At 49.1% G+C, this 24791-nt stretch carries 33 protein-coding genes; 3 read left to right on the forward strand and 30 right to left on the reverse strand.

What is annotated here, in order from left to right:
* Positions 1 to 22: 22 nt before the first annotated feature.
* The 8 genes from A7K98_RS12805 to A7K98_RS12840 all read right to left on the reverse strand — a co-directional run bounded on the left by A7K98_RS12805 (position 23) and on the right by A7K98_RS12840 (position 8608).
* A complete protein-coding gene (locus tag A7K98_RS12805; RefSeq protein WP_087488913.1) occupies positions 23 to 2500 on the reverse strand; it encodes a host specificity factor TipJ family phage tail protein in 2478 nt (825 codons plus the stop codon).
* Positions 2487 to 2882 carry an NlpC/P60 family protein gene (locus tag A7K98_RS12810; RefSeq protein WP_087488914.1) on the reverse strand — a complete coding sequence of 132 codons (396 nt, stop codon included), beginning with the start codon at positions 2880 to 2882 and terminating at the stop codon, positions 2487 to 2489. Before A7K98_RS12810 ends, A7K98_RS12805 begins: the two co-directional genes overlap by 14 nt.
* On the reverse strand, positions 2879 to 3349 hold the full coding sequence (locus A7K98_RS12815; protein WP_087488915.1) for a hypothetical protein: 471 nt from the start codon (positions 3347 to 3349) through the stop codon (positions 2879 to 2881). The genes A7K98_RS12810 and A7K98_RS12815 overlap by 4 nt, the downstream gene beginning before the upstream one ends.
* The gene (locus tag A7K98_RS12820) at positions 3349 to 3822 is read right to left on the reverse strand and encodes a hypothetical protein (RefSeq protein ID WP_087488916.1); all 474 of its coding nucleotides are present in this window, start codon (positions 3820 to 3822) and stop codon (positions 3349 to 3351) included. Before A7K98_RS12820 ends, A7K98_RS12815 begins: the two co-directional genes overlap by 1 nt.
* A 57-nt stretch (positions 3823 to 3879) precedes the next feature.
* Positions 3880 to 4419: an MltR family transcriptional regulator gene (locus tag A7K98_RS12825; RefSeq protein WP_087488917.1), complete on the reverse strand. Its 540-nt coding sequence runs from the start codon at positions 4417 to 4419 to the stop codon at positions 3880 to 3882.
* Positions 4419 to 7487, reverse strand: coding sequence for a phage tail tape measure family protein (locus tag A7K98_RS12830; RefSeq protein ID WP_087488918.1), 3069 nt, complete (start codon positions 7485 to 7487; stop codon positions 4419 to 4421). The genes A7K98_RS12825 and A7K98_RS12830 overlap by 1 nt, the downstream gene beginning before the upstream one ends.
* A 62-nt stretch (positions 7488 to 7549) precedes the next feature.
* Positions 7550 to 8395, reverse strand: coding sequence for a BRO-N domain-containing protein (locus A7K98_RS12835; RefSeq protein ID WP_087488919.1), 846 nt, complete (start codon positions 8393 to 8395; stop codon positions 7550 to 7552).
* Positions 8396 to 8461: 66 nt separating this feature from the next.
* On the reverse strand, positions 8462 to 8608 hold the full coding sequence (locus A7K98_RS12840; RefSeq protein ID WP_087488920.1) for an Arc family DNA-binding protein: 147 nt from the start codon (positions 8606 to 8608) through the stop codon (positions 8462 to 8464).
* A gap of 95 nt (positions 8609 to 8703) precedes the next feature.
* Here A7K98_RS12840 and A7K98_RS12845 point away from each other — a divergent pair, with 95 nt between their 5' ends.
* Positions 8704 to 8955: an Arc family DNA-binding protein gene (locus A7K98_RS12845; protein WP_087488921.1), complete on the forward strand. Its 252-nt coding sequence runs from the start codon at positions 8704 to 8706 to the stop codon at positions 8953 to 8955.
* On the forward strand, positions 8952 to 9350 hold the full coding sequence (locus A7K98_RS12850) for a hypothetical protein (RefSeq protein ID WP_087488922.1): 399 nt from the start codon (positions 8952 to 8954) through the stop codon (positions 9348 to 9350). The genes A7K98_RS12845 and A7K98_RS12850 overlap by 4 nt, the downstream gene beginning before the upstream one ends.
* A 48-nt stretch (positions 9351 to 9398) precedes the next feature.
* Here the strand turns inward: A7K98_RS12850 and A7K98_RS12855 are convergent, their stop codons facing one another.
* Positions 9399 to 9779, reverse strand: a complete 381-nt coding sequence (locus tag A7K98_RS12855; RefSeq protein WP_087490499.1) for a hypothetical protein — start codon at positions 9777 to 9779, stop codon at positions 9399 to 9401.
* A gap of 271 nt (positions 9780 to 10050) precedes the next feature.
* On the opposite strand from A7K98_RS12855, the gene A7K98_RS21365 reads away from it, so the two are divergent.
* Positions 10051 to 10431 carry a hypothetical protein gene (locus A7K98_RS21365; protein WP_157665952.1) on the forward strand — a complete coding sequence of 127 codons (381 nt, stop codon included), beginning with the start codon at positions 10051 to 10053 and terminating at the stop codon, positions 10429 to 10431.
* A gap of 18 nt (positions 10432 to 10449) precedes the next feature.
* Here A7K98_RS21365 and A7K98_RS12865 read toward each other — a convergent pair whose 3' ends face one another.
* The 21 genes from A7K98_RS12865 to A7K98_RS12970 form a co-directional block, all read right to left on the reverse strand.
* Complete coding sequence (locus A7K98_RS12865; RefSeq protein ID WP_087488924.1) at positions 10450 to 11118, reverse strand: DUF6246 family protein; 669 nt, start codon at positions 11116 to 11118, stop codon at positions 10450 to 10452.
* Between the two features lie 53 nt (positions 11119 to 11171).
* Complete coding sequence (locus A7K98_RS12870; protein ID WP_087488925.1) at positions 11172 to 11933, reverse strand: phage tail tube protein; 762 nt, start codon at positions 11931 to 11933, stop codon at positions 11172 to 11174.
* A gap of 64 nt (positions 11934 to 11997) precedes the next feature.
* On the reverse strand, positions 11998 to 12387 hold the full coding sequence (locus tag A7K98_RS12875) for a phage tail termination protein (protein ID WP_087488926.1): 390 nt from the start codon (positions 12385 to 12387) through the stop codon (positions 11998 to 12000).
* Positions 12384 to 12827, reverse strand: a complete 444-nt coding sequence (locus A7K98_RS12880; protein WP_087488927.1) for a hypothetical protein — start codon at positions 12825 to 12827, stop codon at positions 12384 to 12386. Before A7K98_RS12880 ends, A7K98_RS12875 begins: the two co-directional genes overlap by 4 nt.
* A 1-nt stretch (position 12828) precedes the next feature.
* Positions 12829 to 13176 carry a hypothetical protein gene (locus A7K98_RS12885; protein ID WP_087488928.1) on the reverse strand — a complete coding sequence of 116 codons (348 nt, stop codon included), beginning with the start codon at positions 13174 to 13176 and terminating at the stop codon, positions 12829 to 12831.
* Positions 13173 to 13343: a 50S ribosomal protein L13 gene (locus A7K98_RS12890; RefSeq protein ID WP_087490500.1), complete on the reverse strand. Its 171-nt coding sequence runs from the start codon at positions 13341 to 13343 to the stop codon at positions 13173 to 13175. Before A7K98_RS12890 ends, A7K98_RS12885 begins: the two co-directional genes overlap by 4 nt.
* Positions 13343 to 13720: a DUF7370 family protein gene (locus A7K98_RS12895; protein WP_087488929.1), complete on the reverse strand. Its 378-nt coding sequence runs from the start codon at positions 13718 to 13720 to the stop codon at positions 13343 to 13345. The genes A7K98_RS12890 and A7K98_RS12895 overlap by 1 nt, the downstream gene beginning before the upstream one ends.
* 2 nt (positions 13721 to 13722) lie before the next feature.
* A complete protein-coding gene (locus A7K98_RS12900) occupies positions 13723 to 14085 on the reverse strand; it encodes a hypothetical protein (protein WP_087488930.1) in 363 nt (120 codons plus the stop codon).
* Between the two features lie 9 nt (positions 14086 to 14094).
* Entirely contained in the window at positions 14095 to 15171 is a 1077-nt protein-coding gene (locus A7K98_RS12905) for a major capsid protein (RefSeq protein ID WP_087488931.1), read from the reverse strand.
* 10 nt (positions 15172 to 15181) lie between these two features.
* Positions 15182 to 15622, reverse strand: a complete 441-nt coding sequence (locus A7K98_RS12910) for a hypothetical protein (protein ID WP_087488932.1) — start codon at positions 15620 to 15622, stop codon at positions 15182 to 15184.
* 6 nt (positions 15623 to 15628) lie between these two features.
* Positions 15629 to 16831, reverse strand: coding sequence for a DUF2213 domain-containing protein (locus A7K98_RS12915; protein ID WP_087488933.1), 1203 nt, complete (start codon positions 16829 to 16831; stop codon positions 15629 to 15631).
* 19 nt (positions 16832 to 16850) lie between these two features.
* Positions 16851 to 17846, reverse strand: coding sequence for a phage minor head protein (locus A7K98_RS12920; RefSeq protein WP_407703084.1), 996 nt, complete (start codon positions 17844 to 17846; stop codon positions 16851 to 16853).
* Positions 17794 to 19248 (reverse strand): DUF1073 domain-containing protein, encoded by a 1455-nt coding sequence (locus A7K98_RS12925; protein ID WP_407703085.1) that lies wholly within the window; start codon positions 19246 to 19248, stop codon positions 17794 to 17796. The genes A7K98_RS12920 and A7K98_RS12925 overlap by 53 nt, the downstream gene beginning before the upstream one ends.
* 11 nt (positions 19249 to 19259) lie before the next feature.
* A complete protein-coding gene (locus A7K98_RS12930) occupies positions 19260 to 20555 on the reverse strand; it encodes a PBSX family phage terminase large subunit (protein ID WP_087488936.1) in 1296 nt (431 codons plus the stop codon).
* On the reverse strand, positions 20539 to 20970 hold the full coding sequence (locus A7K98_RS12935) for a terminase small subunit (RefSeq protein WP_087488937.1): 432 nt from the start codon (positions 20968 to 20970) through the stop codon (positions 20539 to 20541). The genes A7K98_RS12930 and A7K98_RS12935 overlap by 17 nt, the downstream gene beginning before the upstream one ends.
* A gap of 719 nt (positions 20971 to 21689) precedes the next feature.
* Complete coding sequence (locus tag A7K98_RS12945; protein WP_087488938.1) at positions 21690 to 22049, reverse strand: hypothetical protein; 360 nt, start codon at positions 22047 to 22049, stop codon at positions 21690 to 21692.
* A gap of 144 nt (positions 22050 to 22193) precedes the next feature.
* Entirely contained in the window at positions 22194 to 22502 is a 309-nt protein-coding gene (locus tag A7K98_RS12950) for a hypothetical protein (protein WP_087488939.1), read from the reverse strand.
* A complete protein-coding gene (locus A7K98_RS12955) occupies positions 22499 to 22975 on the reverse strand; it encodes a lysis protein (protein ID WP_087488940.1) in 477 nt (158 codons plus the stop codon). Before A7K98_RS12955 ends, A7K98_RS12950 begins: the two co-directional genes overlap by 4 nt.
* Entirely contained in the window at positions 22972 to 23451 is a 480-nt protein-coding gene (locus tag A7K98_RS12960) for a lysozyme (protein WP_169715437.1), read from the reverse strand. The genes A7K98_RS12955 and A7K98_RS12960 overlap by 4 nt, the downstream gene beginning before the upstream one ends.
* An 8-nt stretch (positions 23452 to 23459) precedes the next feature.
* Entirely contained in the window at positions 23460 to 23711 is a 252-nt protein-coding gene (locus A7K98_RS12965) for a phage holin (protein WP_087488942.1), read from the reverse strand.
* Between the two features lie 396 nt (positions 23712 to 24107).
* On the reverse strand, positions 24108 to 24764 hold the full coding sequence (locus A7K98_RS12970) for an antitermination protein Q (RefSeq protein WP_087488943.1): 657 nt from the start codon (positions 24762 to 24764) through the stop codon (positions 24108 to 24110).
* Positions 24765 to 24791 lie beyond the last annotated feature (27 nt).

A 24791-nucleotide genomic window follows, 5' to 3' on the forward strand; every position in this document is an offset into this window, starting at 1 on the left:
CGGTGGCCGCAGAAATAATTAATTAATTCGGATAGATATCGGGGGAGTATTCGGTAAGGGTCAGCGTCTGAGTATCATCACCATTAGGCTTAGCGCTATCTACACGCCACAGCGTTGCGTTCAGATCGGAATCAGAAGCAATAAAATATCTGGATGGTGACTGGATATATCTGCCATCGTAAATATTGAGTACGAACTGATCTGCGCTTGCACTGAATGCCTTTGGGTTTTCTTCAACTGGCAGGCACTGCCACCTGCCACGAAATGCCCCGTCACTGTCGGTCATAACAACAAACAACTGATCAGCAGAGAAATCTATCCTCTCAGAGGTATAGAAAGTGTCACCATTCCTGCCCTTCAGGTAGCCGGTCTGCTGTGCGTTATCATACATATCAGGACACTGAACCACTTTTCCCCTGACAACTTGAGTCTGTTCCAGCACCTTAACTGTCATCGTGAGCCTGGAATATAGTATCTTCCTGGCTTCGAGATACGCCCTGTCATATGCCTGAGTTTTGTTCCGACTGCCCGCCAGACTGATTTGGTTGGCATTATTCGTTGCATCACCCACCTCAGTGATTCCACTGTCATCAATCTGAAGGTAGATGTATGTCTTTTTATTGCTGGTCGGGTCCGTGTAGTCCAGCGTCACCCCATCAAATCCGCCAGGCAGAGACATTGTGTAAGCCACTTTGTAATCATCCCAGAACATATTTGAACGCGAGAATACAGTTTCAGGATAAGCAACAGCCTCATCCCGCCAGAACGTCAGCGTATCGCCGATCCAGTTCATCGATACCCTGGCTACATCACAGATTGTCTGAAGTCTTTCACCCAGCGGCTGAGCTGCATCTGAGAATGTGTAATCGAAATAGCCAAGTTGAGGGTCTGACAGGCTGTTAAATATTTCGTACAGTGTCGCAATATCAAGCCTGCTCGCATCCTGATTACCCGTCACAACCCATTCATGCAGAACAGCATCTGCGAATGACCGGGATGGCCTGAGCGTGTAGTCAATTCCTCCGGATGTCGTCCAGCTGATAACCATGCGCTCTGCCAGGCAGTTATATTTCCTGTCCTGTGTCGTGGTCGGTGTCTCAGTCTGCTGTACGGTGACTTTCACCAGCGTATCATCAGGATAGACAACATTAGTGCGCATAGTGACGGCATGAGCCGCAGAGATATACAGCACAGAATCTGACTGCGAGTTATTGGTACGGTAGAGGCTGAATGCATAGCGTCCCACACCTGCGGTAGGCGTTATCTTCTCAGTGACATAGATATAGTCCTGATCACTTCCTGAGTTGTGTACAGGAACATCCATACTTTCCTGCGTTCCGGCAATCTGGTTATTGTCATCATCCACCTGCCACCAGGTAATTTTAGCCGGTGCATCGTAACCGCCGCCCAGGTTGGCATAGAGGTGAATCCATAACTGCTGGGACTCAAGAGCCGCGAAGAACGGCCCTATCGTCGTGCCGACATACTCGGTAACTACCAGCTTTGTCAGATTCACTGTTGTATCGGACGGCAAAGAGAGGTAGTCAGAGCCGGATAGATTACTGAACCAGAAGTTGTAATACTGGTCAGGATTAATCAGCGCCCCGTCATCTGTAATGGTGGACTGGAATAATGTTCCCTGTACGCTCACATCTTTCGTTACCGAGCCGCTCGCCGTGTTATAGGTGACATTAACAATGACAGTGACATATACCGGCTTGGCCGAGTCATACAACGAATCGAATCCGGTTTCTTTGTTGATTCTGGCGTAGAACTGACCACCGCTGAATGTACCCTCAAGCAGAGTATCAGTAGTGCCCTGCTGCTTAATCTCCGAATCATCTTCATTCAGACCTGGCAACTCCTGCCCGTCCACATCATCGAATGAATAACCCTGAGCCATGTCACCGATTACGTCACCAGGGTTATAAATCTGGTAGCTGGCACCGGCCAGAGCTGTCAGAGATGATTCAGAATATCGCACAGAAGATATATCGTAATACCCGTAACCCACCTCCATCCACTCAGTGACGTACTTTTTGTTGTCGATATATTCAAATATCGACTCCTGAATCAGGTCAGGATATGCCCTCACCTGCCCGTAAATGTTGGGCCTTCCTTTGTATAACCTCGCCCGGTTGGTCTGTTGCGTCAGGTCATTGTTGGATGATTCACCTGTTGATACCGAAGGAATACCAGTTTTAGCCGAAAGGCCAAACAGTTTCATTACACCGGACAGGACTTTAGTTACAGGCCGGAGCACGCTGGTGATTACTTTGCCAACGCCACCTTCAGGCTGGTCAAATACGCTGATTACATCCCCGCTTACAGGCACATAATTAAGGTCGAAATCATCTTCAAGCGTCCGGCCATTCATCCTTATGACAACATTGCTGTGCAGGTTCTGCTGGTTAAGCCAGTCAACCAGGCGGGCGTTATTACTTATTTCTCCGCGCTCAAATGGCGACCCCGGTAGCCGCTGCAGTTCATATCTCGCCATATTTCAGATACTCCACCCTTTGATACACCTTCGTTAATGTTAGCGGACTGTCTATCCTGACAAAGCCCTGCTCACCCCGGGAGTGAAGGCACTTACCCGGTGAAATCATCACTCCGACATGGGACGGGTATTCGCCGCGATAGAACACAGCCAGACAGCCTTTAACTAGGTAAATCACCTTCTGCCAGTGCGCCCGCTCCTGCATATAGCAGGTAACGAAATCAGACTCAGACTCGTAGCCCGGAATGTGATGCAATTCTTTATTCAGCACATGCCGGTAATAGAGAACAACAAGGCCCCAGCAATCCATCTGACTGAAACTACAGGCGCGGTTAGCCCACGGCCTGCCAATGACACGCCGTATAAATTCATCATTTGTCATAGGTTCAGAAGTCCGGGGTAGTCTTTGGTGGTGTAGATGATTGGATTAGCAAGTGAAAGAGGATTAGTCAGGCTTGCAGTAATGGTCACGTTATTGGCATCGAGTGACACATCTTTCACGTAAAGCGAATAGCTGTTTAGCGCCACTGAATCACCAATGTTATCCCACAGGCTGTAGTTGCAGGAAATCGCCGTCATTCGCTGTGCGCCCCGCCATGATTTAAGTGTGTTCCTGACATTTTCGGCGCCGGCAACAAAGGTGATAGTCATGGATATTGTCGCTGTACCATCCTGTGCAGGCTCGGTAACGCTGAACCTTGCCGGTTCGTAACTATCGCCAGCAAACTCTGCAGGTGAAAACAGGTTATTCACTGTCCGGTAGTAACCAAATGACGGGTGATAAAAAGTGACAGTCTCTTTTAAATCCGATGCTGGCCGCCGCTCCTTCCATTCTTTCAGTGTCGTCATTATGCCTCCGGTAAAATCACTGTCACCAGCGGATCAAGCCAGTTCTCATAACCAGGCGGTGCCTCAACAATCCAGTCGTCATAAGCACTGGTATCGTCATTCAGGCCATTACAGATAACCCTGGCAGTCCAGGTGACAGTGATACCGTCCTTGCTGGTCTGAACCGGCATTCCGGTAAAGTGCAGGGTCTGAACCTGAGGCCCCTGGTTATCTCCAAGGTCTATTGCCATTTCAAACCAGTTTCGGCCACTGTCACAGTATGTTGGTGAACGCAGCCACGACTTAAATACCTGTGCCTGCTGCAGGGTAAATATCCATGTCAGTGACCAGGTGGCTTTCAGGTCTGTAGTTATCGGGGTGAAAATTGCAGGACCAATTGCAGGCTGGGTTGTTCTGAATCCAGTATCCTGCGTCATGTTCTGGCTGGCACGTTGGGGTAACGGCAGCCTGTCGGGGTATTGAACGGTTGCCATTAATAATCTCCAGGCAAAAAGCCTCATGAATCAGAATTATGAGGCTTTTTTGATGCGTTAATTTATTAAGTCTAATGGCTGAATGGCAATAACTTCTCTTTGAGCAAAGTTTAATGCTGAAATTAACACTGAGATAAAAAGAGTGAACTTCAGGCGAGTAGGAATAGCCCCCCCTTCTTTGTCATGCGGCCAATAGCCATCTAATAGCAATGAAATATCCGCACTGTGTTTATAAATTGCATCCAGCTTTATAATTATTTTGGGATCTGAGAAATTACACGTTTCGATGTTATGAGCGAATTCATTCCTCATATCGCGAAAAGCATGAAGCCCGTCTGAAACCGATTTTCTGATCAAACCTAGTCGGTAAGCGGCCTGTATTCTACTGTTTAGATTCTGGAGCGGGCCCCTTTCTAAAAGTTCATCGCCTTTATTCAGTGGCGGAAGTAGATAGCTTGCAATTAAATTTTTCAAGGCCTCTTCAATCATACTTGATGCTACCAGCACGACCCCTCTGTCACTTTCTGTATCGAAAACACTGATACATCTTTTCACTTCTTCTGCAAATTCCTTTCCTGAAAAAATATTATCTACCATCAGTAGTCTCCCGTTGCCTTTCTTGATAAACCAAACACTGTCTGAACTGTATTGATGTATGACCCACCCCTTTCAGCATCTGATATAAGGAATTCCAGTATATAACTACCATTATCCTGAGTCGCCCCAACATACTGAGGTGAAGCATTCGATGCCTGATTGTTGATGACCACCTGAACATTTAGACCGCTATTGCTTCCGGTGATATCCTTGTTACTCAGGACACTACCGTTATCTCCGGGTATCATGTACTGGCTGCCATTGCTTGCCTTATAAATTTCAGGCAGGCCGGACTCACCAACCTGATACATCCCTCCGGCAGAAACCGGACCGCCATTCTTACGCTTTCCAGTCAATGCCAGAATTCCCGCCATGGCACCCAGCCCTATAGCTACTGCACCGCCCCATGATGCAATTGATGACATAATGGCGGCAGGTTCCCATGCTGTAGTTGTGGCGACTGCTGCGGCGGTGCTTGCTGTGGTCTGAGTTGCAATCCCAGCGACTTGAGCTGTCGTAGTGGCCGCTATCGCTGACTGCTGAGCTGTTGCGCCCATAATCGCCGACTTAACCCATTGCATACCCATATCAACAAACGTCTGGATTACATCGTTAATTACCGTATTGCCGATATTCTGAAGTGCCGATGAGAGGCTTTCAGAGCCGGTAACCACACCTGTTATCGCGCTACTTGCTGATTGACCGAAACCATCCACAGCCGCACCAAGCGCTGCATAACCCTGTGATTGCTGTGTGAACAATTGCCACTGCGCGGCTGTGCGTTGCTGCTCATACTGGGTATTTGCAGCATTCATCAGCGCAAGGCCCTGCTGCTCAGTTAACACCTTCTGCTGCGTGAATTGCTGTATCAGGGCAAGCTTCTGTGCGTTTTCATTGGCAAGTTGCTGAACAGGGTCAACCTGAGCGGCCATGGTCTGTTGAGGGGTTACAACGTTCTGGCTGTTAATTTTATCCAGGTTAGCCATATGCTCTGCGGCCAGCTTTTCAGATGCCTGCTGATACTGCTGCTGACTGATAATCAGATTTCCCTGGGAGTCTTTCTGCCCTTTAAGCAGTTCAAGCTGGGCTGACTTGTTCTGATAATCATCATTCTCAGCAACTTCAGGTATCAGGTTTCTGGCCTTGAGTGCTGCCGCCTGCTGCCAGATGGCTTCAGCGTATTTAGCAGCCTCCTCCCTTTGTGCTGCTGTGGCATTCTTCCCGAGAGACATTTCAGCGCGGAGCTTGGCTTGCTCAAGGGTCAGGTTTTGGGATGACACAGCGTTCAGATCAGACTGCTGACGGAGTTGCTCAAGTTTCTGAGTTACTGACTCTTCCGCTTTCGCCTGTTGATTGGCTGTTGTCGCCCCTTTTTTTCGCTCTGCTGAAAGTGATTTCTGTGCCTGCTGAACGTTATAAGTGGCTACAGCATTTGATTCAATTTCTTTGGCCTTGTCGCTATTAGGGTTTAATTGCAAGTCCTGAACTTTATACGAAGCCTGTAACTTAGCTCTTTCAGCTCCGGTAGCCTTAGCCAGGGCCAACTCTCTTTCTGAAGCCACTACCGCCCGCTCTTGGGACTTAGTTAGTGCATCGTTAGCGGCCTTGGCTTTTTCCAAATTTATTTCTGCCTGCGCGGCTGCCACACCAAGCTTCGATACATTTACCGTCAAATCACCGAAAGCACTGGTAACTCCAGGTGTTGAGCTATTCATCTGCTGCAACCATAGCGCCAGGCTTTGTAATTGTTCTGGGGATTTACTTTCTGCCACATCGTTAAGACGCTTAGTCAGTTCAAACGCCTGCTGGGTTGACAGTCCAAACTTGCTTGCCACGGTATCCACTGTATTCGCCAATAAACTCAGCGCAGGGCTAACGCCCCCTAGCGTTTGAGGTATCTGCTTAACAGCATCATTGTAATTAGATGTGGTTATATTTAGGTCTGACAGAACCTTACCTAATCCGCTTACGGATGGGATTGCCCCTGTAAATACACCACTCAGTTGATCGCCGATTGACAGAGCATCACTCGATATACTCTGAATAGAGTCAGGGATTTTACTCAGCGCCTGGTTGTATTCAATGATCGCCTGAGTTTTTAGAATCTGACCAAACTTAGCGTTTGAACTGGCAAGTAAGGCATATTTATCTGAAAGTGCAGCCACCCCACTCTGAGAAACAGTGATAATACCGTCCAGAGCACTTGCAGCATCACCCAAGGTCTTTATGGTATCTGTAGCATTCCCCATGCTTTTGACAAGCGTACCAACAATGACAGAACCCAGCGCAATCAACGCCCCCACAACGGCACCTTGCGGACCGAATGCGCCAGCTAACTGTGATCCTTGCTGACTGAATGCCACGATAGCCGACTGGCCGCCCTGCACCTGTACAATGAAGTCCTGCACCTGATAACCGGCCTGCTGCATGCTGTTTTTCCAGTTAACATGGCTTTTGACTCCGGCATCTGTGCCGTTTTTCATGTCATACAGTTGGCCGGTAAGTTCGCCAATTTTTTCTTTTTCAGTATCAGTCGCCCCGGCACCGGCCCGGAGTTGTGCAGCCAGAATAGCTGCGCTCCTCGCACCGTTCTCCTGAGCCTCATCGAGAATGGCAAGCTGATTACCCAAGCCTTCGATGATTGACTCTGCCCGGCTGAATTCGTTACTGGCTGTGCTGGTGCTGGTTCCAGCCCCGCGCATTGCTTCAGCTATCGAGTTGGCCGCACCAATCAGGGAATTCATGGCACCCTGCATCTGGGCCAGAGTCATGCTTGCAGCAGCCGATGATTGATTGGCCTGCTGGATTGCAATAGCCATCGCGCTGACGGTCGTATTCAGCGTCTGCATTGAGCCATCAACTGATTTTGTGGATGCGGCAATCTGGTTTAGTGATGAGGAAGCAGACTTGGTATTTTTCCCCATACTATCCATGCTTTTACCGGTTGATTGTGCCGATGACGCCATGTTATCCAGCGTCGAATCGACCTGCCTGGCGCTGGTCAGAAGTTTTGCTGTGTCGATATCAACATCAAAATAGATTGAACCTGCGTTCTGACTGTCTGCCATTTACGTTTCCTCGGGCATAAAAAAACCCGCCGGAGCGGGTTAGAATTATTTGAAATAACCTTTCAGCGAATAGCGCGTTCTATACTCGCCAGCTTATGCCTCACCATTTCAAGATGGTGCTGCAACGAAAGCATTTGAAACTGAGCTGCATCAATTTCGTAGCCCAATTCCTTGAGTTGGATTAGCAGTCGACCAAGAGGGTTGGGATTATCACCATTTGGGATCAAGTGCCCTGCAGGATAATGCCAGGGACTCCGTAACTCATCTGGTTTAACCACATGCCGGTAGTTCTCAAAATATGCCATCGGATAAGACAGCGGGAGAGCCATTTGCTTATCGTGCCGTGAAAGCAACTCGCCTTCCAAAATGATAGAGTGAACATATTCGATAGCCGGTTCAATCTGCTCCGGGGTCAACTGCTCAAAGCTTGTGATCTGGAAACGTTGATGAATTAGCGCGTATGCCTCCGGGTACATCATATGCCTTTTGCTTACCAGCATATTCACAGCGTCACGAAGTGGAGTTCTTTCTTCTGTAGTGCTTTTCCGCGTCAGTGGTTTTTCATAACTGCCATTTTTGCGAATTGATGGCAGAACTTCGGCCGTAACCCATTTGCGGAACTTATGGGGAACAGAGCCTTTGTTAACAGCATCACGGCAACGGAGTACCAGAGTGTACATACCTGATTCGCTGACGATATTGGCCTCACCTTGACGACCTATGTTAAACATAGACCGTTCATCATCGTCCAGCCTCTCTAAGGCTTGGGTGACGTTTTGGATCTTCAGAGTAGCGCAAACGTCCTGAGCAACAAACCACGGCTCACCATGCTTATTAAGCACTCGAATTTCGCTATCACCAAAGCGGAAGATGGTGAACTCTGGATTCTCTTTTGCTACAATTTTCATGTCGATTATTCCTGCGTGAATTAGTCGATAAAGCCTCGGTTGTGTCCTACCACTTCCGGGGCATTTTTATTGGCAAGATACGCCATCTTTCTTTAGTGAATCCTTCAGCCTGCGTAAAACCTCATAACTAAACGTCCTGTCATCCTTTTTAGCCAATTCTTCAAGTGCCAGCTCCATCCAATCAGGCATTCGTATTGTTTTAACCTTTTTCATCTGCGCCTCCGTAATACATATGCATACATAGTATGTAGGTACGTATTGATAGTCAATAGATACCTACTTATTCTTAAAAAAAATAAGAGGTAGATATGTCTGAACGTGCCTATAAACACCCTCAGGTAAACCTGAGACTGCCAATTGAAATAAAAGAGCAACTTGCAGAGCTAGCAGATACAAATGGGCGCTCACTTAATGCTGAAATGGTAGCTGCCTTAGAGGCATGGACGATGAAGAATCAGCACATTAGGGCACTAGACTTAGCCTCAGTCGCTGAGAGGCTTATCGCTCTTGAATCAGAGGTCGAAACTCTCAAAGCAATGTACGGGAAGATTGTCAAATGACGACTTTCAGTCATCGACTAGCCCATATCAAAACATTGGACTGCTTCGATATTGTCGATCTGCATTTCGAGATTCAAGAAGCGATAAAAACCGCCTACCGACTCAGGAAAGACCCTAAACAACTTTCTTTAGCTATTGAGCTATGTGAAGAATCAATTTCTATATCAGATATCGTCATTGAGGCCATGAAGGAAAAACATCGCGCAAGGCTCAAAGAATACGAAGATGTCGTAGGGATGAAGCCTTCAAACACTAAATTTTTTTATCCCAGCCATCATGGGTATAGCCAGTTATCCATCATTTTGCGCAGGTCAGGTGACGCGGATAGGGGCGCGGTTATAACCAAGAAAATAGAATCAGAGGGCTGGGGAAGCTGTCGGTACGAAGATATATGACAGACCAGCAAAACCCCGCCGGAGCGAGGTTCGTTCGATAAATTATGTTTAATTTAACAGTCCAGACTTCGTTTCTGTTTTGGAGTTAACTAGGGTGTAATTGCTAACCACATCACCCTTGAAGAGAATTATTAGCTGTTTCATATCCGTAGTGGCACCATTATCAAACAACCCATAGAACGGAATAAACGCCTTGCCGGAAATTTTCATGTCCGCAAGCATATACTGCCATTGCTCTGACCCATCGCTAGTAAAGGTAACTCCGGTAGGATCACCAAAGTAAGACCTAACTTCGCCTTTTGTCGTAACGCCTTTTACTAACTTCTGCTGAATACTTACTTGTGTTTCATTTTGTATTGATTTATTACCACTAGTCGCGCAGCCAGATAACGTCAATGCAACAATAAAAGCAGTTATAATCTTCTTCACATCCCTATCCCCATTGGTAAAGTTAAGACCAATCCTAAAGCCAAACTTATGCAATGGGAAGCAAGAGAGCGAGTGAATACTGATCAAATGTCAGGATTACCCTTCGTCATCTTTGCTGTTAGGTTGTTTGCTCATTCTTTTAAGAGCCTCCTCAGCGTCAACATCGTAAAAGCAGATAGTCGTGCTTTTACAGGTCAGCGCTGCGATTGCTGCGGAAAGGAATATCCAGAAGCTTTTTAACCTCGCCAACCAGTCATAATAGGATATGGTAATGAACAATCCTCCTTTGAAGGTATTTTTACCATCTGATATTGCAGCAGCTTTTTGTGCAACACTTCGTGAGAATGACATAACGTTTAGACCCTCTTTCACTGGCGCTAATGCTCATGAAGTAAGAAGCGGTCCAGGTTTCATTGTTAATAGTGCTGATTTGAAAGAAATTATAATTTCATTAGCAGAATCAAAGCCATTTTGGACATTTGTAGGGTCAGCTGTATGGGCTTTTACCAAACGCCACAGCCACAAATCGGTATACATCGAAACAGATAAAATAAAATTCAAAGCCTCAGGAATGAGTAGCGATGAAATATCAAGGTTTATGCAGGACGCAAAATCGCTGACGGTCACAGAGACGGATAATCCAGAGAAATAACAACCTAAATAGAGCGGCCTACCCCTTCAGCCGCCTCTCTTTCATAGCAAAGTAATCATCAACCACCTTGTCATATTCTTCGCGGGTAAAGCCTTTCTGTTCCGGATATTTGGTGTTCAGTAGCAGGATAAAATCAGTCATGGTCAGGTTTTCGGCTTCGCTACGGGATATGCCAAAATGATTCCTGGCAGCATTGATGTAGTCAATCGCCCGGAACTCTTTAACCGTTGATTTCGACTCATGCCGCTGTAACTGCCTGACCTTCGCCCTGCCGATAATGCCGTGAACAATCAGTTCAGATGCAATCACTATCAGGTCATTGGCATCGAGCCGCCCTTTTCGCCAGACGAATGAACGCTTACCTGTTCGTGACGGGACAATTTCGCCGGTCAGTACCGTGACATCCACATCACAACATGCATCCATGACAGCCACAGCGGCCACAAATGCCGCTTTTCCTTCTGCTGAGTTATTCAGGTAACGAATAAACCATTCCGGCAGCCTGCCGAACACTGACAATGCTCTGACAATCAGGTTACTCAGGTTGTCATTGTGTAGCGCGTAGAACGTCGAAACTATTTCCTCCGGGGTGCCAATTTTGGTCATGTTAGCGAATGACGGTCGGAAAAAATAATCCGTATCACCCACAGATATAACGCACTCCCCGATTTCCTTAATTGGTGTCATTGGTCAGCCTCATAATCAATATCAATGGCAGTCGAAACTGCCATTTGGATTGGTTACGCTGCAGTAACCGTTGCGGTATGAGTGGTTGTAAAGCTGCCATCATCAGTGGTGACCGTGATTGTTGCCGTACCAGCGGTCGCCCCGGATGGAGCCGAAACAGTTACCGTATTTCCGCTAATAGTTGCTGTCGCTCTTGCCGGAAGAGATGATGTGACAGTGAACGCCTGATTAGTTGCATTCTGCGGAGCAATAGTTACTGAGAATGTAGTGCTTGAACCAGCCGCAATGGTGCTCGATGTTGGCGCCACAGTGACACCAGTAACAGCTACAGTGTCGTCAATATCATCAATTGACACCGTAGAGCCATCAGCAACTTTAAATTCCGTCGAGAACGTCACAATGTCATCGGTACCGCCATCATTACTCAGTGCAGTAATGACCATGTAGGCCTGAATCATGATCTGACCGAAGTACATCCGGACCCACAGTGTCGGCTGGCGGGCGGCATTCACTTCATTGACGTAATACTTAATGAATTTGTACACGCCGTACTGATCGGATTTATCGTTAACCCGCACTTCACCTTCAAATGACAGAGTCAGATCATTAGAGGTGACCACGTTCTCTACCCAGCCTTTGGTGTCATCCGCAGATGAGTTGGTGGTATTCGGGTTCATGTCGAAAGTTTTTGATGTGCCGGCCGCCAGGAGCATAAACTCCGATTCAGCAGGGATTGTGTCAGCGCAGCCATCAGCCACTTCAAGAATGACGGCACGGCCAAACAGCTTAGTATTATCAGTGGTACATTGAGCCATTTCTTAGCCTCTTTTGAGCATAAAAAAAGGCCGCCAAATGGCGACCTGTTCGGTTTTGTTCGGGTTATTCCCCGTAGGTGCAGACAAACTGCAATCGCCACACAAGGCGACCCTCTGTTGTCTGTACCGGTGAAGGAATGCCACCCATGTTTGTTATCTGGCCCACACAGGGATCAGATAGCGGGTTTTGCTGGATGTAGTCGATGATGGCCTGAACATCGGTTTCTGATTTGGCATAATCGCCGGTGTTCTTACCGGTAATTACATCAACCATGACGTAATATTCAGCACCAAAATCGCGGTCGATATTGCTGCCACCGTTTGGCCGGACCACAATGAACCGGTCGGTGAGTTTTCCGGAATCAGCCCATACCAGCGACTGGATGGTGTATCCGGTAGTGAGTCCGGCATCGACCAACAGGTTGCGGACACGTTTATGCATCGGGGGATTCATCGGGACATTTCCTTATGCACAACGGCAATCACGGCATCTTTGGCATTTGCTGCACCCTTGGTAAGGAAGTGCGGCTCAGCGTGCGGGTCCCAGAAGTTTCCTTTGTCAGAAGCAAATGCCACCTTGCCGGAGCTGGTATTAAACGATTGAACACCGGATCTCGGCTTGCCCTTCAGCTTGCCCGGAGCGTTATGGACATACACGGCATAATCGGCAGAGTAGCCAACACGACCGGTCACCATTGTTCCGTTAACCATCAACTCCCGGAACTGAGAGTTAATGAGCGTTGAGGTATCAATCGGCGTCAGTACTGCTGCCTCTGATCCGATAATAATGGATGCGGACTGTACAGCCCTTGGTGCCCTTCTGCCCTGAATATCATTCACCAGCGCATCAAGGCCCTGTTTTGATGCCTGTATGCCTCTTACCTTAATCCCCATATCAGACTCCCGTCAGAATGGCATAATCATCAGCAAGCCGGTCGAAAGTATCCGCGTACCGGATGACCTGCATCACCTCATCAGCACCTGCGGCCACCGGATCGGAATCAGCAGACTGGCCTATCAGGATGTAATCGCCTTTTGATGCAGTGGCATATTCAGTCCAGAACGTGTTTTTAACAACCTGCTCTGTACCAATGTCGCCAATCTTCGCGGACAACCCGCCCTGATAGTCGGCCATGATGATTTCAGGGGCGGAGAACCCCAGAGAATCACCATATTCATCAAGCCCGAGATTACGCCAGATGGTACACGGGGCCGTGTATGACCAGTTTGACGCCTCGCTCATTCCCGCCACCTCACCACCTTTGCACCGGTTTCGGCAATTTTCCGGCAGAACAGGAACCATTCGCCGTCTGATTTCAGATAGGCCGTGGTTTTCCTGCCGGTGTCGGTTTCCACCCATACACGCTCAAGCGGTTTTGGTAACCGGTCAGCGATATCATTCCAAATCATCAGCATCCCCCGACAACATCAAAGAATCCCACCTGGTTGCTGCTGAGTGGCAGGCCAGATAAACAGCCATTGGTATCCCACGCCCTGATTTGTTTCAACAGGTAATCAGTGCCGGCAGCATCATAAGTGAAAGACCGTGAAGCACCGGAAGGTGCAGATTGTGATGATATTTTACGGGCACCAGACAGGGCCGCGAGACGCAACACGGCGTAGATACGCAGCAGTTTTTGCAGACTGTCTGAATATCCGGCCCCGTCCATACAGGCAGATGATGCGCTGACCTGTTCAAGTAACAGAGTCAGAACTGCATCCGGCACCGTGAAGCCCAATTCAGCCATCATCGGTTTTACGTCATCAAGCGTGATTTGGGCTGCCATAATTATTTACCTTTGGTTGCTTCGGCCAGCGCTGCTTCTGCGGTGTCAGCGCGGGTCTTTTCGGCTTCAAGTGCAGCGGCATGCTCAGTCTCTTTTGCTGCAGCGGTATCGGTCAGTTCACTAACCTGAGCCAGCGCAGCATCGAGTTTGGCCTGAATGGCTGAAGAGTCTGTTACGGTTGAGTTCGCCGGTGAAACAGTGGTCACCAGCTTGTCGCCTTTCTTCTCCGTCGATTTCTCAGCCTTGCCTGCCGCAATCCACTTATCGGCCAGTGAGTCATCAACATCATAGGTTTTGCCAGCTTCCAGTTTACGGAGGCTGGCACCGGCAAAGAGATTTGAAGCCAGAATCTTTACGAGTGCCATGATTTATCCTTAGCTGTGAGCGTAGACGACAGAGAAGTGACCCTGGATATCGGTTTTCACCATCAGGCCAGCAGCACCCCAGGTGCGCCATACATAGTCACTGTTATAGAACGGACGCGGGTCGGCAACGGTACCGAATGCCTGGCCGACAATCGGCGCGATAACACCGGACTGTAACGGGACAATCAGCAACTGGTTGCCGGTAAGTTGTGCGTCAACCTTAATCGCAGCAATACCGGACAGCTTCAGCAGCTCTTCATACAGCGTTGGCGCTGCATAATTGTCACTGAAATACTGCTCCAGGTTGGACATGATGTCCTGAGACACATAAAAGGTCTGCACGCCATACTGCAGGTTGGTGACGCGCACCACATCGCGCAGCGCGATAAACTGGGCGCGAATGGCTTTCGGGTCGTTCGAGATTGCCAGGTCGGTGGTCAGAGTGACCTGGGCAACACGTTCATCGGCTTTCAGCCCCTTCCACGTTTTACCGTCGAACTGAACAAAGTTGCCTTCACTGTCACGGAAGCCATTGAAGATGTAGTCCACAAAAGTCCGGCGAATCTGTTTCGTGGACTCTGCCTGAGCATCTGAAATCACGTCGAACGCATCAGGATTATTCAGGTGGCCATCACGCCAGTCGAACTTAAAGCCGGTATCATGCACCGGTACCATGGTGCCATCGTATGTGTAGGCAGTGGCATCCAGCGCAGCACCAATCTGACCGGACATTGAGGTGTGACCCCACATTTTACCGCCAGACTTCGCATATTCGTACACGGTGGCATTGATACGAACGGAACGGGATAGCGGCGTCAGGTCATTCAGGAGTGTGAACTCGTCCTGATTGGTGAACTGTGCCAGCACGGTCTGATCGAACGTTTTATACAGGTCAGCAGGAGAGCGTACGGCATTGATACCATTCAGCTCAGAGGCGATATTCACGCGATTGGCAATTTCTTCCATCACATTAACGCCCTGATGGTTCATGGCTGCCTGGCGCTCCTGGTTCAGTTGCGCGAACTGATAGCTGTTAACAGCCAGGTTATTGGTCTTTTCGCCAATAGACTTCGAGAATACAAACATTCAGTTATCCTTATTTGAATACTACGCGAACCAGATCACCCGCTACTGCAGTCAGCGCGGTATCTTCTTCGACATAAGCGAATACGGTGGAAGGGGTTTCTCCGGTCGTTGCGGCGGCGATTTGACCATTTACCACCGATACAGCCTGACCTTTGGTGTACGTGCCGGCCGCTGCAGGGATATTCAGGAACATGCCCGATTGCGGCTGAATAGCGACAACCAGGTCACCTGCAGCAATGGTGTCATCGACCGTTTTGCAGCGCAGGTAATCGAAGTCGGCAACGTACAGGATTGCCGATTCTTCACCCGCCACTGACGCAGTGAATTTACCTGCATCGAAATAACCAACAGTGCCGGGTTGTGTTGCGGCGGCTGCCGCACCTTCACGGTGAAGCAGCGGATTAGCGAAAATGCCGCCAGCGTGAATTACGTGTTTACCGTCTTTAGCCATTTGTCATTACTCCGGCATTTCTGAGATTGATTTGGTATCGGTTGAGTGGTTGAAAGCACCACTCAGGCCGTGTGAAGTGGCGCATTGTGCGTACAGCTCTTTCAGCGGCTCGCCATCCAGTGCATTGACTGCAATGTCAGTCATGCCGAATTTGGCCTTAACCGCTGTGCGCATGGTGGTTTTTTCTGATTCCTGGCCGGCATTAACCTGAAGGGTCAGAGATTCCACTTTTTCGGTCAGCGACTTAGCCCAGGCGGGAACTTCTTCGGTATTGGTCGCAGTACCCGTGGCTTTATCAGCAGCCGCTTTGTCGTCAGCTTCTTTCTTCAGACGGGCCGCCTTTTCTTCCGGCGTTTCATCCTTTTTGGCAGCGTCATCGGCCATGGCTTTGTTGTACGCGTCCATCAGTTCAGCATCCGATTTACCTTCGGTTTCGATGCCTTTTGCTTTCAGCGCGTTGGTGATGAGTTCTTTCATCGGGTCGTTTCCTTCATCGGATTGTTTGCTGTTGGCGCTGAAAAACGCCTTTAGCTGGTTGATAAATGATTTAAAGGGGTCATTCGGATCGGGGATGTCGGCATCTGACAGGTTCACAACTTCGATTTCCTGCTCAGTGCCGTCTGAGTTAACGAAAATTCCGACACCTTCGGCAGGAGTGCCGGCGCCTGGTTCATCGAGAAGCACGGCCACATGGTCAAAGTCCATGTTTGTCGCAATCTCGTTGTACTTTTTGCCCTTGGATTCGCCGTTGGCAGCGATTCCTGAGTACATCAGCCCGGTTGAGATATGGACCGGCTCGGTGTTCTTACCGGCAGCCATATCGTCCAGGCGTTCAAGCAGACGCCTGCCGTGTTCAGAACCTTCGGCATAGCGGCGGTCAACGTACATATCACCGGTAACCTTGCCGCCTGAGTGGTTCACGTTCTGCAGCCAGGCACCAACATGAAACTGGTTAACCGCCTGAACATCCCTAGCTGAGATATGCTTTCCGTCGATTTTGGGATGACCGAGCGGCATCGGGTTCCGTTCGAGCGTTTTATAGCCCTTGCTGATTTCTGCTGCCGGGTACAACTTCCGGTTCATCACAATGTCATCAACAACAGGCGTGATGCCGCGCACGATGATGTGATCGCGTCCGTTGATGGTTTCAGTGGAGATATTTGAAGCGGAGTTAATGACCGACAGCACGTTTACGCAGTTGCGTGACATGCTGAGTCCTCACGGATGGTTACTTCTTAGGTTTATGGGAAACTGACTGCCACTGCTCCCGCTCTTTCGCCAGACGCTCGACCATGCCGGGGTTAACTATCTCCCCGTCATCATCCAGGATTACCGGTATCTGGCTGCAGTAGCAGTTGTAGCGGTTACCGTTCTGCGAATACCACTCTTCGATTTCCTCCGGCGTGTACGTGTGACCGTGGCGGGCAACATGCCATGCGCGGGACGTTGGCTTGAGTGCTGACAGGTGCAGCATTTTGGTATTCAGGCCGAGTGTGTCGCGGGACCAGACTGTTTCTGTTCGCTGAGCATTACGCAATGCCCCAACCTGCTCCGTCTGAGCGATGTTCTTTGCACTGCTCATTGAAACGTCGAGCCGCTTGCTGACTATCTGAGCGGTTTCACGCGGATTGATACCACGCGCCACAGCATCAGTTATGACGCCGGACAAATCAGCGCGGGCTTTATCGCTGATTCCTTTCCAGTCGCTGTATGTTGCGACCTGCGCACTGGCTATCTGGTTCAGCACACCTGGTGACGACAACCGGTCGGCAAGCGTTACCTGCTGCTCGTAAATTGCTGACTGCACCGAAAGATTACTGACAGCCATTTGCGTGCCGCGCTGATATTCTTCCTGCACGTAACCCATCGCCCATACGTTCTGCTCACCACCCTGCAGCAGCCACTTATCCAGAATCGCCTGAGCACTCTGTAGCAGGCTTGCCAGCTTTGCGGCTGTCATGTCGTAGAGGTACTTTCCGATATTCACCTGGAACAGCGTGGCGGGTCCGTCTTCATTGTTGCAGGCCAGATAACTCTGCCGGGCGTTGGTCTGCACTTCTGTGCCGGTAAGTTGCAGGTCAAACAGCGATTTGAGGTCAGTCTTGATGCCGAGGTAGCGCGTTTCGATGTCGTTAAACATCCGGCTGACCTGGCGTGATGATTGTGTAGGGTCAGCTTTGTTGCGTGGTATTACCGGCGTCCTGAGTATTGCTCTGGTCATCATTCAGCGGGTCCTTACCGGTTTGTTTAACGTTCGGGTCCGGCAGTGGCACTTCCGGTACCGGCTCAAGTCCTCCGGCAGCACGTATTTCATTCTCAGTGATGGATGATCGACCGAGCGCTGCCTGTGATTTCTGAGCGACATCCGCGATGGTAGACATATTCGCCAGCTTCTCGGTATCGCCTGGCGCCAGTAAATCAGACCAGGTAATTGTCACTTCACCGTTGGCCGGTGCATCGATAGCCCCGAGAGTCCAAAGCCTGGTGATCACTATTGTCACAACGTCAGACTGGAAGCCATGACGCCGGGAATTACAGCGGACAGCCCACGCTGATTTGTCTTCAGTGGATGCCAGATTGCCGGTCTGCTTGCCGAACAAAATGTTGAACGGACACTGAATCGTTGATGCATAGCTGTTTGCTGATACAGTCCATGACGGCGTAGGGTCGGAGGCAGCCACTGACAGGACTGATGTGGTACCGGACTGAGTAACCAGCGCCGAATCAGTACCCCGATTCAGCTTCATCATTTTGTCGTTCATGGCCTCGCCGAGGTCTTTATAGCCCGCCTCTTTTGCCATCTGAGCGATAGCCTGCATATCAGTGTTGGAGTCAAAGCTTATACCCAACTGCCGACTGGCGTTCTTCAGAAAACCTTCAGCGCTGCCGCCTTTGGTTTTTTCAATATCCAGCAGGTCGTTATAACCGGCTTCATTCAGCGGGATACCGGACAGGATATTTTCGTCTTCCGCACCTTCGGCGAGGATGATTACCCGATCCGGATGCACCGTGACGCTGCGTGTCGGACCGTATGAGCCATTATCATCAATTGGCTGTTCGTTAAACTGGTACTCAGTCGGCTGGCCGTAAGTGTCAGACAGTGTGTCGATGTCATAACTGACCGGCTTAATCTGCGACTCCCATGCGGGAATCATCCGGACAATCGCTTTATCACCCAGGCGACGGACAGCGTTCACATCAACGGGCTTATCCCATGTATTGCCGTCTTTAATCTGCAGTAGTAACGCAGAATACCGGCCAACGAGGTTACGCCGGTCAGCATCTTTGATTTTCGCCCAGAAGCGCTTCATTACCCGTGTAATCATGACTTCCCACGGCGTGTTTTGTGCCGCTTCGCCTGACTCCGGACCCTCGATTATGGTTGGTAAATCTATCCAGCACGAATCCAGCGTTTTATGAACGCCGGAGTATGCCGCAGAGTTTCGCCGGTATGCGCGGTAAAGCAGGTCGAACGGGACACTATCGGGATAACCGAATTCATCCCATAACTTCGTGCGCTTCGTGTTGCCGTGGAACTGGCTGGCGTACAGCATTCGTTGCCGCCCGATTGACTCAGCAAGGGCGTTGACGAGGAATGCCACCTCGCCTTTGTTTGGTTCGTTCACTGAGTTAATCCTTAGAAGAAGATGGCACCTTTGGTTTTCCGCTTGATATATCCGTCCAGGCCGTACCTGATGCCATCCCAGCAGTGGTTATTCTTGTCTTCGATCACTGGCAGAACCTCACCGGTGATCCGGTCAGTTTTGTACGAATAAAGCCGGGCCTCTTTCGCTGTTTCTTTGCAACGAGGGTGAATGATGATTTTCTTGAATCCACGCAGACAGGTAATGCCGTCTTCAACACTGCCCTGCCATTTCTGCGCTGCAGATATATTGAAACCTTCAGTTTTAATATGACTTATTGTTTCTGGGCGTGAATTGTCAGCCTTGATCGGCCACCTTCTGGCTTCCGGAATCCCCGGGAATTTAGCATCATCGGTGACCATCCAGTCTGTAAGCTGGCGCTCTGTTGCACCCTCTTTGCCAGCGTAGAATTTCCACATATCATTGAGCTCTACACCATTGCCATAGGCCTCGTGTTCGATGTAGAGGTTGCTATCCAGAATAAACATACGGATGAGAGTGCTGGGGTCTTTCGCGAATCCGAAGTCAGCACCGAACAGAAGCCTCTCCGCTTTTTGCCACAGGTCGTCTGCAAATGTCTGAACAACGTACTTATTCGCCAGCACCTGTTTATCGGAGTTTTCGAGATAGGCACCCTCCCAAATCCACGCATAATCGGCGTAATCCAGGTTGGCTAAATCATCCTGCCGCTCATCTTCAAGCACCGCAGGGAACCATGGGTTATCCGCATAATTCATCTCGACGACAAGTGAGCTTTTCGGAGGGTTCTTTCTGAATAGTTTATCTGTAGCACTACCGTCTTTCTCTGGGTTCCAGGTTACCCAAATTTCTGAACCTGACTCACGAACGGTAGGGCGAAGCTTTTTCCATGCTGTCGATGATACTGATTCAGCCTCATCAACCCAGGCAACGAGAATGCGCGCTTTGGATTTGATACTGTCGAGATTATGCCTCAGACCGCAAAATACATAACTGACGTTTCGATTCTTTGTCCTGATGTACTTCTCGCCAATATCGAAATAGTCATCCAGCCATGGTACAGCGCGAATAGCCTGTTTCACTTCCTCCATGGATGATTCTTCCAGTGAGTTCATATACTCACGTGCGCAGAGTATTACGCCACTTATGCCGGCTTCGGCTGCCTGATATGCCTTAACGGCAGTCATCAGGGCAAAGGTTCTTGTTTTGGCAGAGCCGCGGCCACCATGTGCTCCACGGTAACGGACATCAGGCGTTGCGAATACGGGAACTAACTTTTCAGGGATGCGGAGATCAATCTGGTTTTCCATTGGCTGGGGATACTCCTACCAGGCGAATGGTTGTCGGCTTAGGCGTCATGCTGCCGTCAGAGGAAATGTTATCGACTACCACTTTATCCAGGCCAAGCAACTTCGCTTTCCCCATCGTGGCACCGACTGCTGCTGAAGACTGTGGCGTTTCTGCTTTGAGGGCCGACTGCCTTGCTTCTTCTAACTCATCAAGAAGATCATCGACGGTAATATTGTGTCTCTTTCGATGCTCTCCCTTCAGTTCTGAAATCCTTAGGGTAACCTTAGGGTTATCAAGTAATTTACTCGCTTGAACGTGGATAGCTTCCGACTTCATCTTGTCAGCAGCATACGCCGTCCGATAAGCCTCAGAAGCATTACCTTTCTCGATGTATGCCTGACAGAAAGCCTCTTGCTTAATTGTCAGACCTGCCATTTTTATCCCTTATTTATTGTATTAAACATCACCATAGTGAAGCTCTCTGTGGTGCTTACGTAAAAAAAATCGCACCAAAAGTTGATCTTTATCAAAAGCGTGCTACCTAAATAATCAGTGCTATTGAACTATACTTTAGCCCGCTGTATACACTGTGCACCAAATTATAATTTCAAGAATAAAATGAATAACTTAATGCTATTTATATCAGCTGTAATTTTGACCATCATTGCAGTTTACTTCGGGATTTCTGCCTTCCGGGATAAAAAGAGATATCGCAACACCTTCAGGAGATGACATTTAGCATTCATAGGGTGAGGCCAATCAAACTGGTTACACGATAGTGCGAAAGTTATACTCCCTATAAACTGAGGAGGTAGATTTGATTAAATTCACTATTTTACTTTTAGTATCCGCGTCTCTTACTGCATGTGCTCATGAGAAAAATCACGAGGAAGCAACTCCGGAGTGTATGGCATACCAGCATATGATGACCGCCCCCATGTCACCTGATGCAATGAAGAGCCTTCAAGACAAGTGTGTTGCGTCTCAGAAACGCACATAGCTTCTTCAAATGCTATCGCCTTGAGAAAGGCGATTATCTATCAGCTTTACCATTTCTGTTCCTTGTTGCTTGCATTAAACAGCACCCGGATGGGATGTTCTGTGATGCAGACATAAAAAAACCGCCCGGAGGCGGTTTGATAAATTAGATGGCATTAGAACTTGAGATTACTGAAGACTTCATTGGCCTTGGCCTGCCGTTCAGCAGCTTTCTTTAATTCATATTCCTGCATTCTAGAATTTTCATGTTCCCATGCTAACAAGTCTTTATCTGCAGTAGCGCAGTATGAATTAATATGCGTTATCTGGGTTTGTAATTCGTCAAGAGGGCAATTTACGATGATGTGAGTACCGTCTGTTGAGATGTTACGCTTCATCATCCAAAAATGAGCGTTTTCTGCCCTCTGGAAGAATTGCCACCAAGATTCTGACCACTCACCATCAAGAGTGAGATAACGATCTGCCATAAATTCGCTGTGAGACGTCAAAGTTTGATTTACAGAGTTAACCTTCATATTCTTACCCCGCTATAGTTAAAAAAACATTATCAATTTTTTTTTACAGCTATAGCAAACTTCTTTTTCGGAATCTTCCTATCAGGCACCCTACCACTTGAATAATAACCACAATCGAGGCCACCGCAATGGCCTCTGTTCTGATCACTTCTTCACGCTGACAGCTTTAGCGAAGTCGATAGCCAGCTCTTTGTATTCAGCGCCGAATCGTTCGGTTAGTTCTTTAACCACGTCATAGAACTGGCTGAGGTCACGCTCTACAGTTGCCACAATTCCGGTGTCGGTAGTAGCTGTTTCAACAGTGGTGGTATCGGCTGTCGAAGTGGTTGCAGTAGTGTCGGTTGCTGCGACAGTGGTTGCGTCTGCTACTGCGGTATCGGTTACGGATTGATCTGACATCTCTTCGCTCTCTTTTTTCGTGAAAAGGCTTTTCAGCCACTGGATGAATTTCATTTGGTGATTTCCCTGATGTAAGCCTGCAGGCCGTTAATCTGTGCAGTGGCCTGGTTCAGTTGGCTGCGGAGGGTGTAATAATTTTGTCGAGCGTCTGTATCGAGTTCGGCGCTGGTTGCATTAGTGCCGCTGGCGGCGGTGCCGGCTTTGGGCACTCCTGCGGGACATACTGCTTTGATGCGCAGCCGGACAGCACCAGAATCAACGCTGTTGCGCAGAGAACTGATTTCATCGTCTTTCGCCTTAATTGTTGTCTGGTACTGGGTGTCGATGTCAGAGACTGCTTTCTGCTGTGCCTGCATGTCAGTAATGGTTTTCAGCCTGGACTCGGCCAGAGCGGTTTGCTGCTGTGATTTCTCTTTCCATTCATCAGCAGCATGCCGGTAGTGATTCATCAGGCTTGCAACGCTGAGCAGGATTCCGGCCAGCAGGGTGATCACCACATAACGCCAGTTTGCGAGTAACCAAATCATTGAGCACCCCACAGACAGACTTCACGCTCAACCTGCCGGCGATTCATCAGGCCAGTGGATTTAGTCCGACCGATGTACACCCAGCGGGTGAGCGAGTTGCAGGCCTCGGTGTAATGACCGGCGTTGAGTTCACGCAGTAAAGATGACCGGGAGAAGTTACCGGCACCCACGTTAAACACGAAACTGGTCAGGGCCGCTTCCTGCATTTCGTTCATCGGGACTTTTGCCAGGCGGGTAACCGACCGGTTGGCGGTAGCAATGTCCGCAGACAGGAAAGCATTGCACTGAGCATCCGTGTACGTGCGTCCGGGAATGACGTCGGGGCCGGTGTGTCCTTTGCAGACAGTCCATACTCCACCGCCATCGCGGTACGGGGTGTGCTCCATTCCCTCCTGACTGCTAACCAGAACTGAGGCAATGGCGATAACACCTCCACCAACGGCTGCAATCAGCTTCTTTCTGAGTGAAGGTGATATGGCCATGGTCAGTCACCTTCAGGTGGTGCGCTGGGGATTCCCCGGGCAATCGAGTCTTTATAGGCTTTCAGCGTCTGGCTTTTGTACCAGGCATTCACCAGTAGTGTTGCGACACCTACGATGATCCCGCTGATAACGGCTATCTTGTTCCAGTCGAGGTCATTGATCCATTGGGCCACGCTACCTCCGCAGACAAGTGTGCCGGACACGCAATAGCTTGCTGCCGATGCAATTTTGTCGGGCATGATATTTATCTTCATGGGTTCCACCTTTGCTTGAGAAAAGCTCGGTGCTGTGTGTAGGGATTCACCCTGTGCCGTTAACGCTACAGTCAGAGAGGATGTTTAACGGGTCGTCGATTGGCAGAGGGTGAAATTTGGGCATAAAAAAAACCCCGCCGAAGCGAGGTCAAAATCAAACAAACAATAGGGATATTCGAATGAAGGGTTGTAGATGATGTTTACAATGTTAAGAGTAGCTTATATTTCTCAGAGTAAAAGAAACTCCATAAGAAAGTCCTGATGTAGCAGAGCCTGGATGAAATTTTGATACCGCAGAAATGAAAAAAGGCCCGCAATCTGCGAGCCCTTTGAATTTGACTGGATGGAAAGCATAAAATCCCACCATTGGTGTCAAATTTACCCAATTCCCGCCATTTAGTCAACAGCAATCGTTTGGGATTTATCAACTTCGTCAAAAGAGGTTGTAACCAGCCGCAGCATGCTGTTGGCGTGACTCTCTGATTTATCCAGCTCCGATATAAGTGACTCATAAAAACGCTTCACCTCATAGCGCCATTGTTTATCAGTGATATTGGACTTTACCGCCTTGAAAGCTGATGCGGCCGGCAGGCGGGTATAGCCATCTCCCGAACACCGGTTACACTCCTTCTCCGTGAACTTCCCACTCGCCTCCGTTTTCTCCCGATCGCATGCCCGACCAGTACCGTGGCAGTCTTTACACCTGGCCCCGGGCGTTGCCGCCGAACGGGACCATGACGCAAAGGCGAAAGTTGCGAGTGTTTGCACCACCCTTCCCTTATCCTTGGTTTCAAGCTTGCGTAAGGCTGCCACCTTGTCGCAATGCTTCATTCCATGCTGTGTCAGTAACTGAATCGCCTTTCTCTTGTCGCTCTCACTCAGATCCATTTTGCCGCTGAAAGCTGTGAATCCGAGTTGAGAGCGACTCTGCACCATCCCAAATGCACCCATAACATCAGTACCGGTCAAAGCCTCTGATGCGGTTGCCCGTGGGGAGTCGGTGAATTGAGGGGATTTCGGGCTGTGAAACTTAACGGCGTTTTCGAGATTCATTCTTCCTCCGGGGGATGGCATCCCATG

The sequence above is a fragment of the Tatumella citrea genome (assembly GCF_002163585.1).
GTDB classification, from domain to species: Bacteria; Pseudomonadota; Gammaproteobacteria; order Enterobacterales; family Enterobacteriaceae; genus Tatumella; species Tatumella citrea.

Excerpts from the sequence above, each read along its gene's own strand:
- A7K98_RS12895 (WP_087488929.1), bottom strand. The coding sequence starts at position 13,720 with ATGGCAGCCCAAATCACGCTTGATGACGTAAAACCGATGATGGCTGAA.
- A7K98_RS21365 (WP_157665952.1), top strand. The coding sequence starts at position 10,051 with ATGAACAATCCTCCTTTGAAGGTATTTTTACCATCTGATATTGCAGCA.
- A7K98_RS12845 (WP_087488921.1), top strand. The coding sequence starts at position 8,704 with ATGTCTGAACGTGCCTATAAACACCCTCAGGTAAACCTGAGACTGCCA.
- A7K98_RS12825 (WP_087488917.1), bottom strand. The coding sequence starts at position 4,419 with ATGGTAGATAATATTTTTTCAGGAAAGGAATTTGCAGAAGAAGTGAAA.
- A7K98_RS12820 (WP_087488916.1), bottom strand. The coding sequence starts at position 3,822 with ATGGCAACCGTTCAATACCCCGACAGGCTGCCGTTACCCCAACGTGCC.
- A7K98_RS12850 (WP_087488922.1), top strand. The coding sequence starts at position 8,952 with ATGACGACTTTCAGTCATCGACTAGCCCATATCAAAACATTGGACTGC.
- A7K98_RS12910 (WP_087488932.1), bottom strand. The coding sequence starts at position 15,622 with ATGGCTAAAGACGGTAAACACGTAATTCACGCTGGCGGCATTTTCGCT.
- A7K98_RS12830 (WP_087488918.1), bottom strand. The coding sequence starts at position 7,487 with ATGGCAGACAGTCAGAACGCAGGTTCAATCTATTTTGATGTTGATATC.
- A7K98_RS12935 (WP_087488937.1), bottom strand. The coding sequence starts at position 20,970 with ATGGCAGGTCTGACAATTAAGCAAGAGGCTTTCTGTCAGGCATACATC.
- A7K98_RS12885 (WP_087488928.1), bottom strand. The coding sequence starts at position 13,176 with ATGAGCGAGGCGTCAAACTGGTCATACACGGCCCCGTGTACCATCTGG.
- A7K98_RS12815 (WP_087488915.1), bottom strand. The coding sequence starts at position 3,349 with ATGACGACACTGAAAGAATGGAAGGAGCGGCGGCCAGCATCGGATTTA.
- A7K98_RS12865 (WP_087488924.1), bottom strand. The coding sequence starts at position 11,118 with ATGACACCAATTAAGGAAATCGGGGAGTGCGTTATATCTGTGGGTGAT.
- A7K98_RS12900 (WP_087488930.1), bottom strand. The coding sequence starts at position 14,085 with ATGGCACTCGTAAAGATTCTGGCTTCAAATCTCTTTGCCGGTGCCAGC.
- A7K98_RS12875 (WP_087488926.1), bottom strand. The coding sequence starts at position 12,387 with ATGAATCCCCCGATGCATAAACGTGTCCGCAACCTGTTGGTCGATGCC.
- A7K98_RS12955 (WP_087488940.1), bottom strand. The coding sequence starts at position 22,975 with ATGATTTGGTTACTCGCAAACTGGCGTTATGTGGTGATCACCCTGCTG.
- A7K98_RS12890 (WP_087490500.1), bottom strand. The coding sequence starts at position 13,343 with ATGATTTGGAATGATATCGCTGACCGGTTACCAAAACCGCTTGAGCGT.
- A7K98_RS12920 (WP_407703084.1), bottom strand. The coding sequence starts at position 17,846 with ATGATGACCAGAGCAATACTCAGGACGCCGGTAATACCACGCAACAAA.
- A7K98_RS12930 (WP_087488936.1), bottom strand. The coding sequence starts at position 20,555 with ATGGAAAACCAGATTGATCTCCGCATCCCTGAAAAGTTAGTTCCCGTA.
- A7K98_RS12810 (WP_087488914.1), bottom strand. The coding sequence starts at position 2,882 with ATGACAAATGATGAATTTATACGGCGTGTCATTGGCAGGCCGTGGGCT.
- A7K98_RS12965 (WP_087488942.1), bottom strand. The coding sequence starts at position 23,711 with ATGAAGATAAATATCATGCCCGACAAAATTGCATCGGCAGCAAGCTAT.
- A7K98_RS12840 (WP_087488920.1), bottom strand. The coding sequence starts at position 8,608 with ATGAAAAAGGTTAAAACAATACGAATGCCTGATTGGATGGAGCTGGCA.
- A7K98_RS12835 (WP_087488919.1), bottom strand. The coding sequence starts at position 8,395 with ATGAAAATTGTAGCAAAAGAGAATCCAGAGTTCACCATCTTCCGCTTT.
- A7K98_RS12870 (WP_087488925.1), bottom strand. The coding sequence starts at position 11,933 with ATGGCTCAATGTACCACTGATAATACTAAGCTGTTTGGCCGTGCCGTC.
- A7K98_RS12970 (WP_087488943.1), bottom strand. The coding sequence starts at position 24,764 with ATGAATCTCGAAAACGCCGTTAAGTTTCACAGCCCGAAATCCCCTCAA.
- A7K98_RS12915 (WP_087488933.1), bottom strand. The coding sequence starts at position 16,831 with ATGTCACGCAACTGCGTAAACGTGCTGTCGGTCATTAACTCCGCTTCA.
- A7K98_RS12880 (WP_087488927.1), bottom strand. The coding sequence starts at position 12,827 with ATGGGGATTAAGGTAAGAGGCATACAGGCATCAAAACAGGGCCTTGAT.
- A7K98_RS12945 (WP_087488938.1), bottom strand. The coding sequence starts at position 22,049 with ATGAAGGTTAACTCTGTAAATCAAACTTTGACGTCTCACAGCGAATTT.
- A7K98_RS12950 (WP_087488939.1), bottom strand. The coding sequence starts at position 22,502 with ATGAAATTCATCCAGTGGCTGAAAAGCCTTTTCACGAAAAAAGAGAGC.
- A7K98_RS12905 (WP_087488931.1), bottom strand. The coding sequence starts at position 15,171 with ATGTTTGTATTCTCGAAGTCTATTGGCGAAAAGACCAATAACCTGGCT.
- A7K98_RS12805 (WP_087488913.1), bottom strand. The coding sequence starts at position 2,500 with ATGGCGAGATATGAACTGCAGCGGCTACCGGGGTCGCCATTTGAGCGC.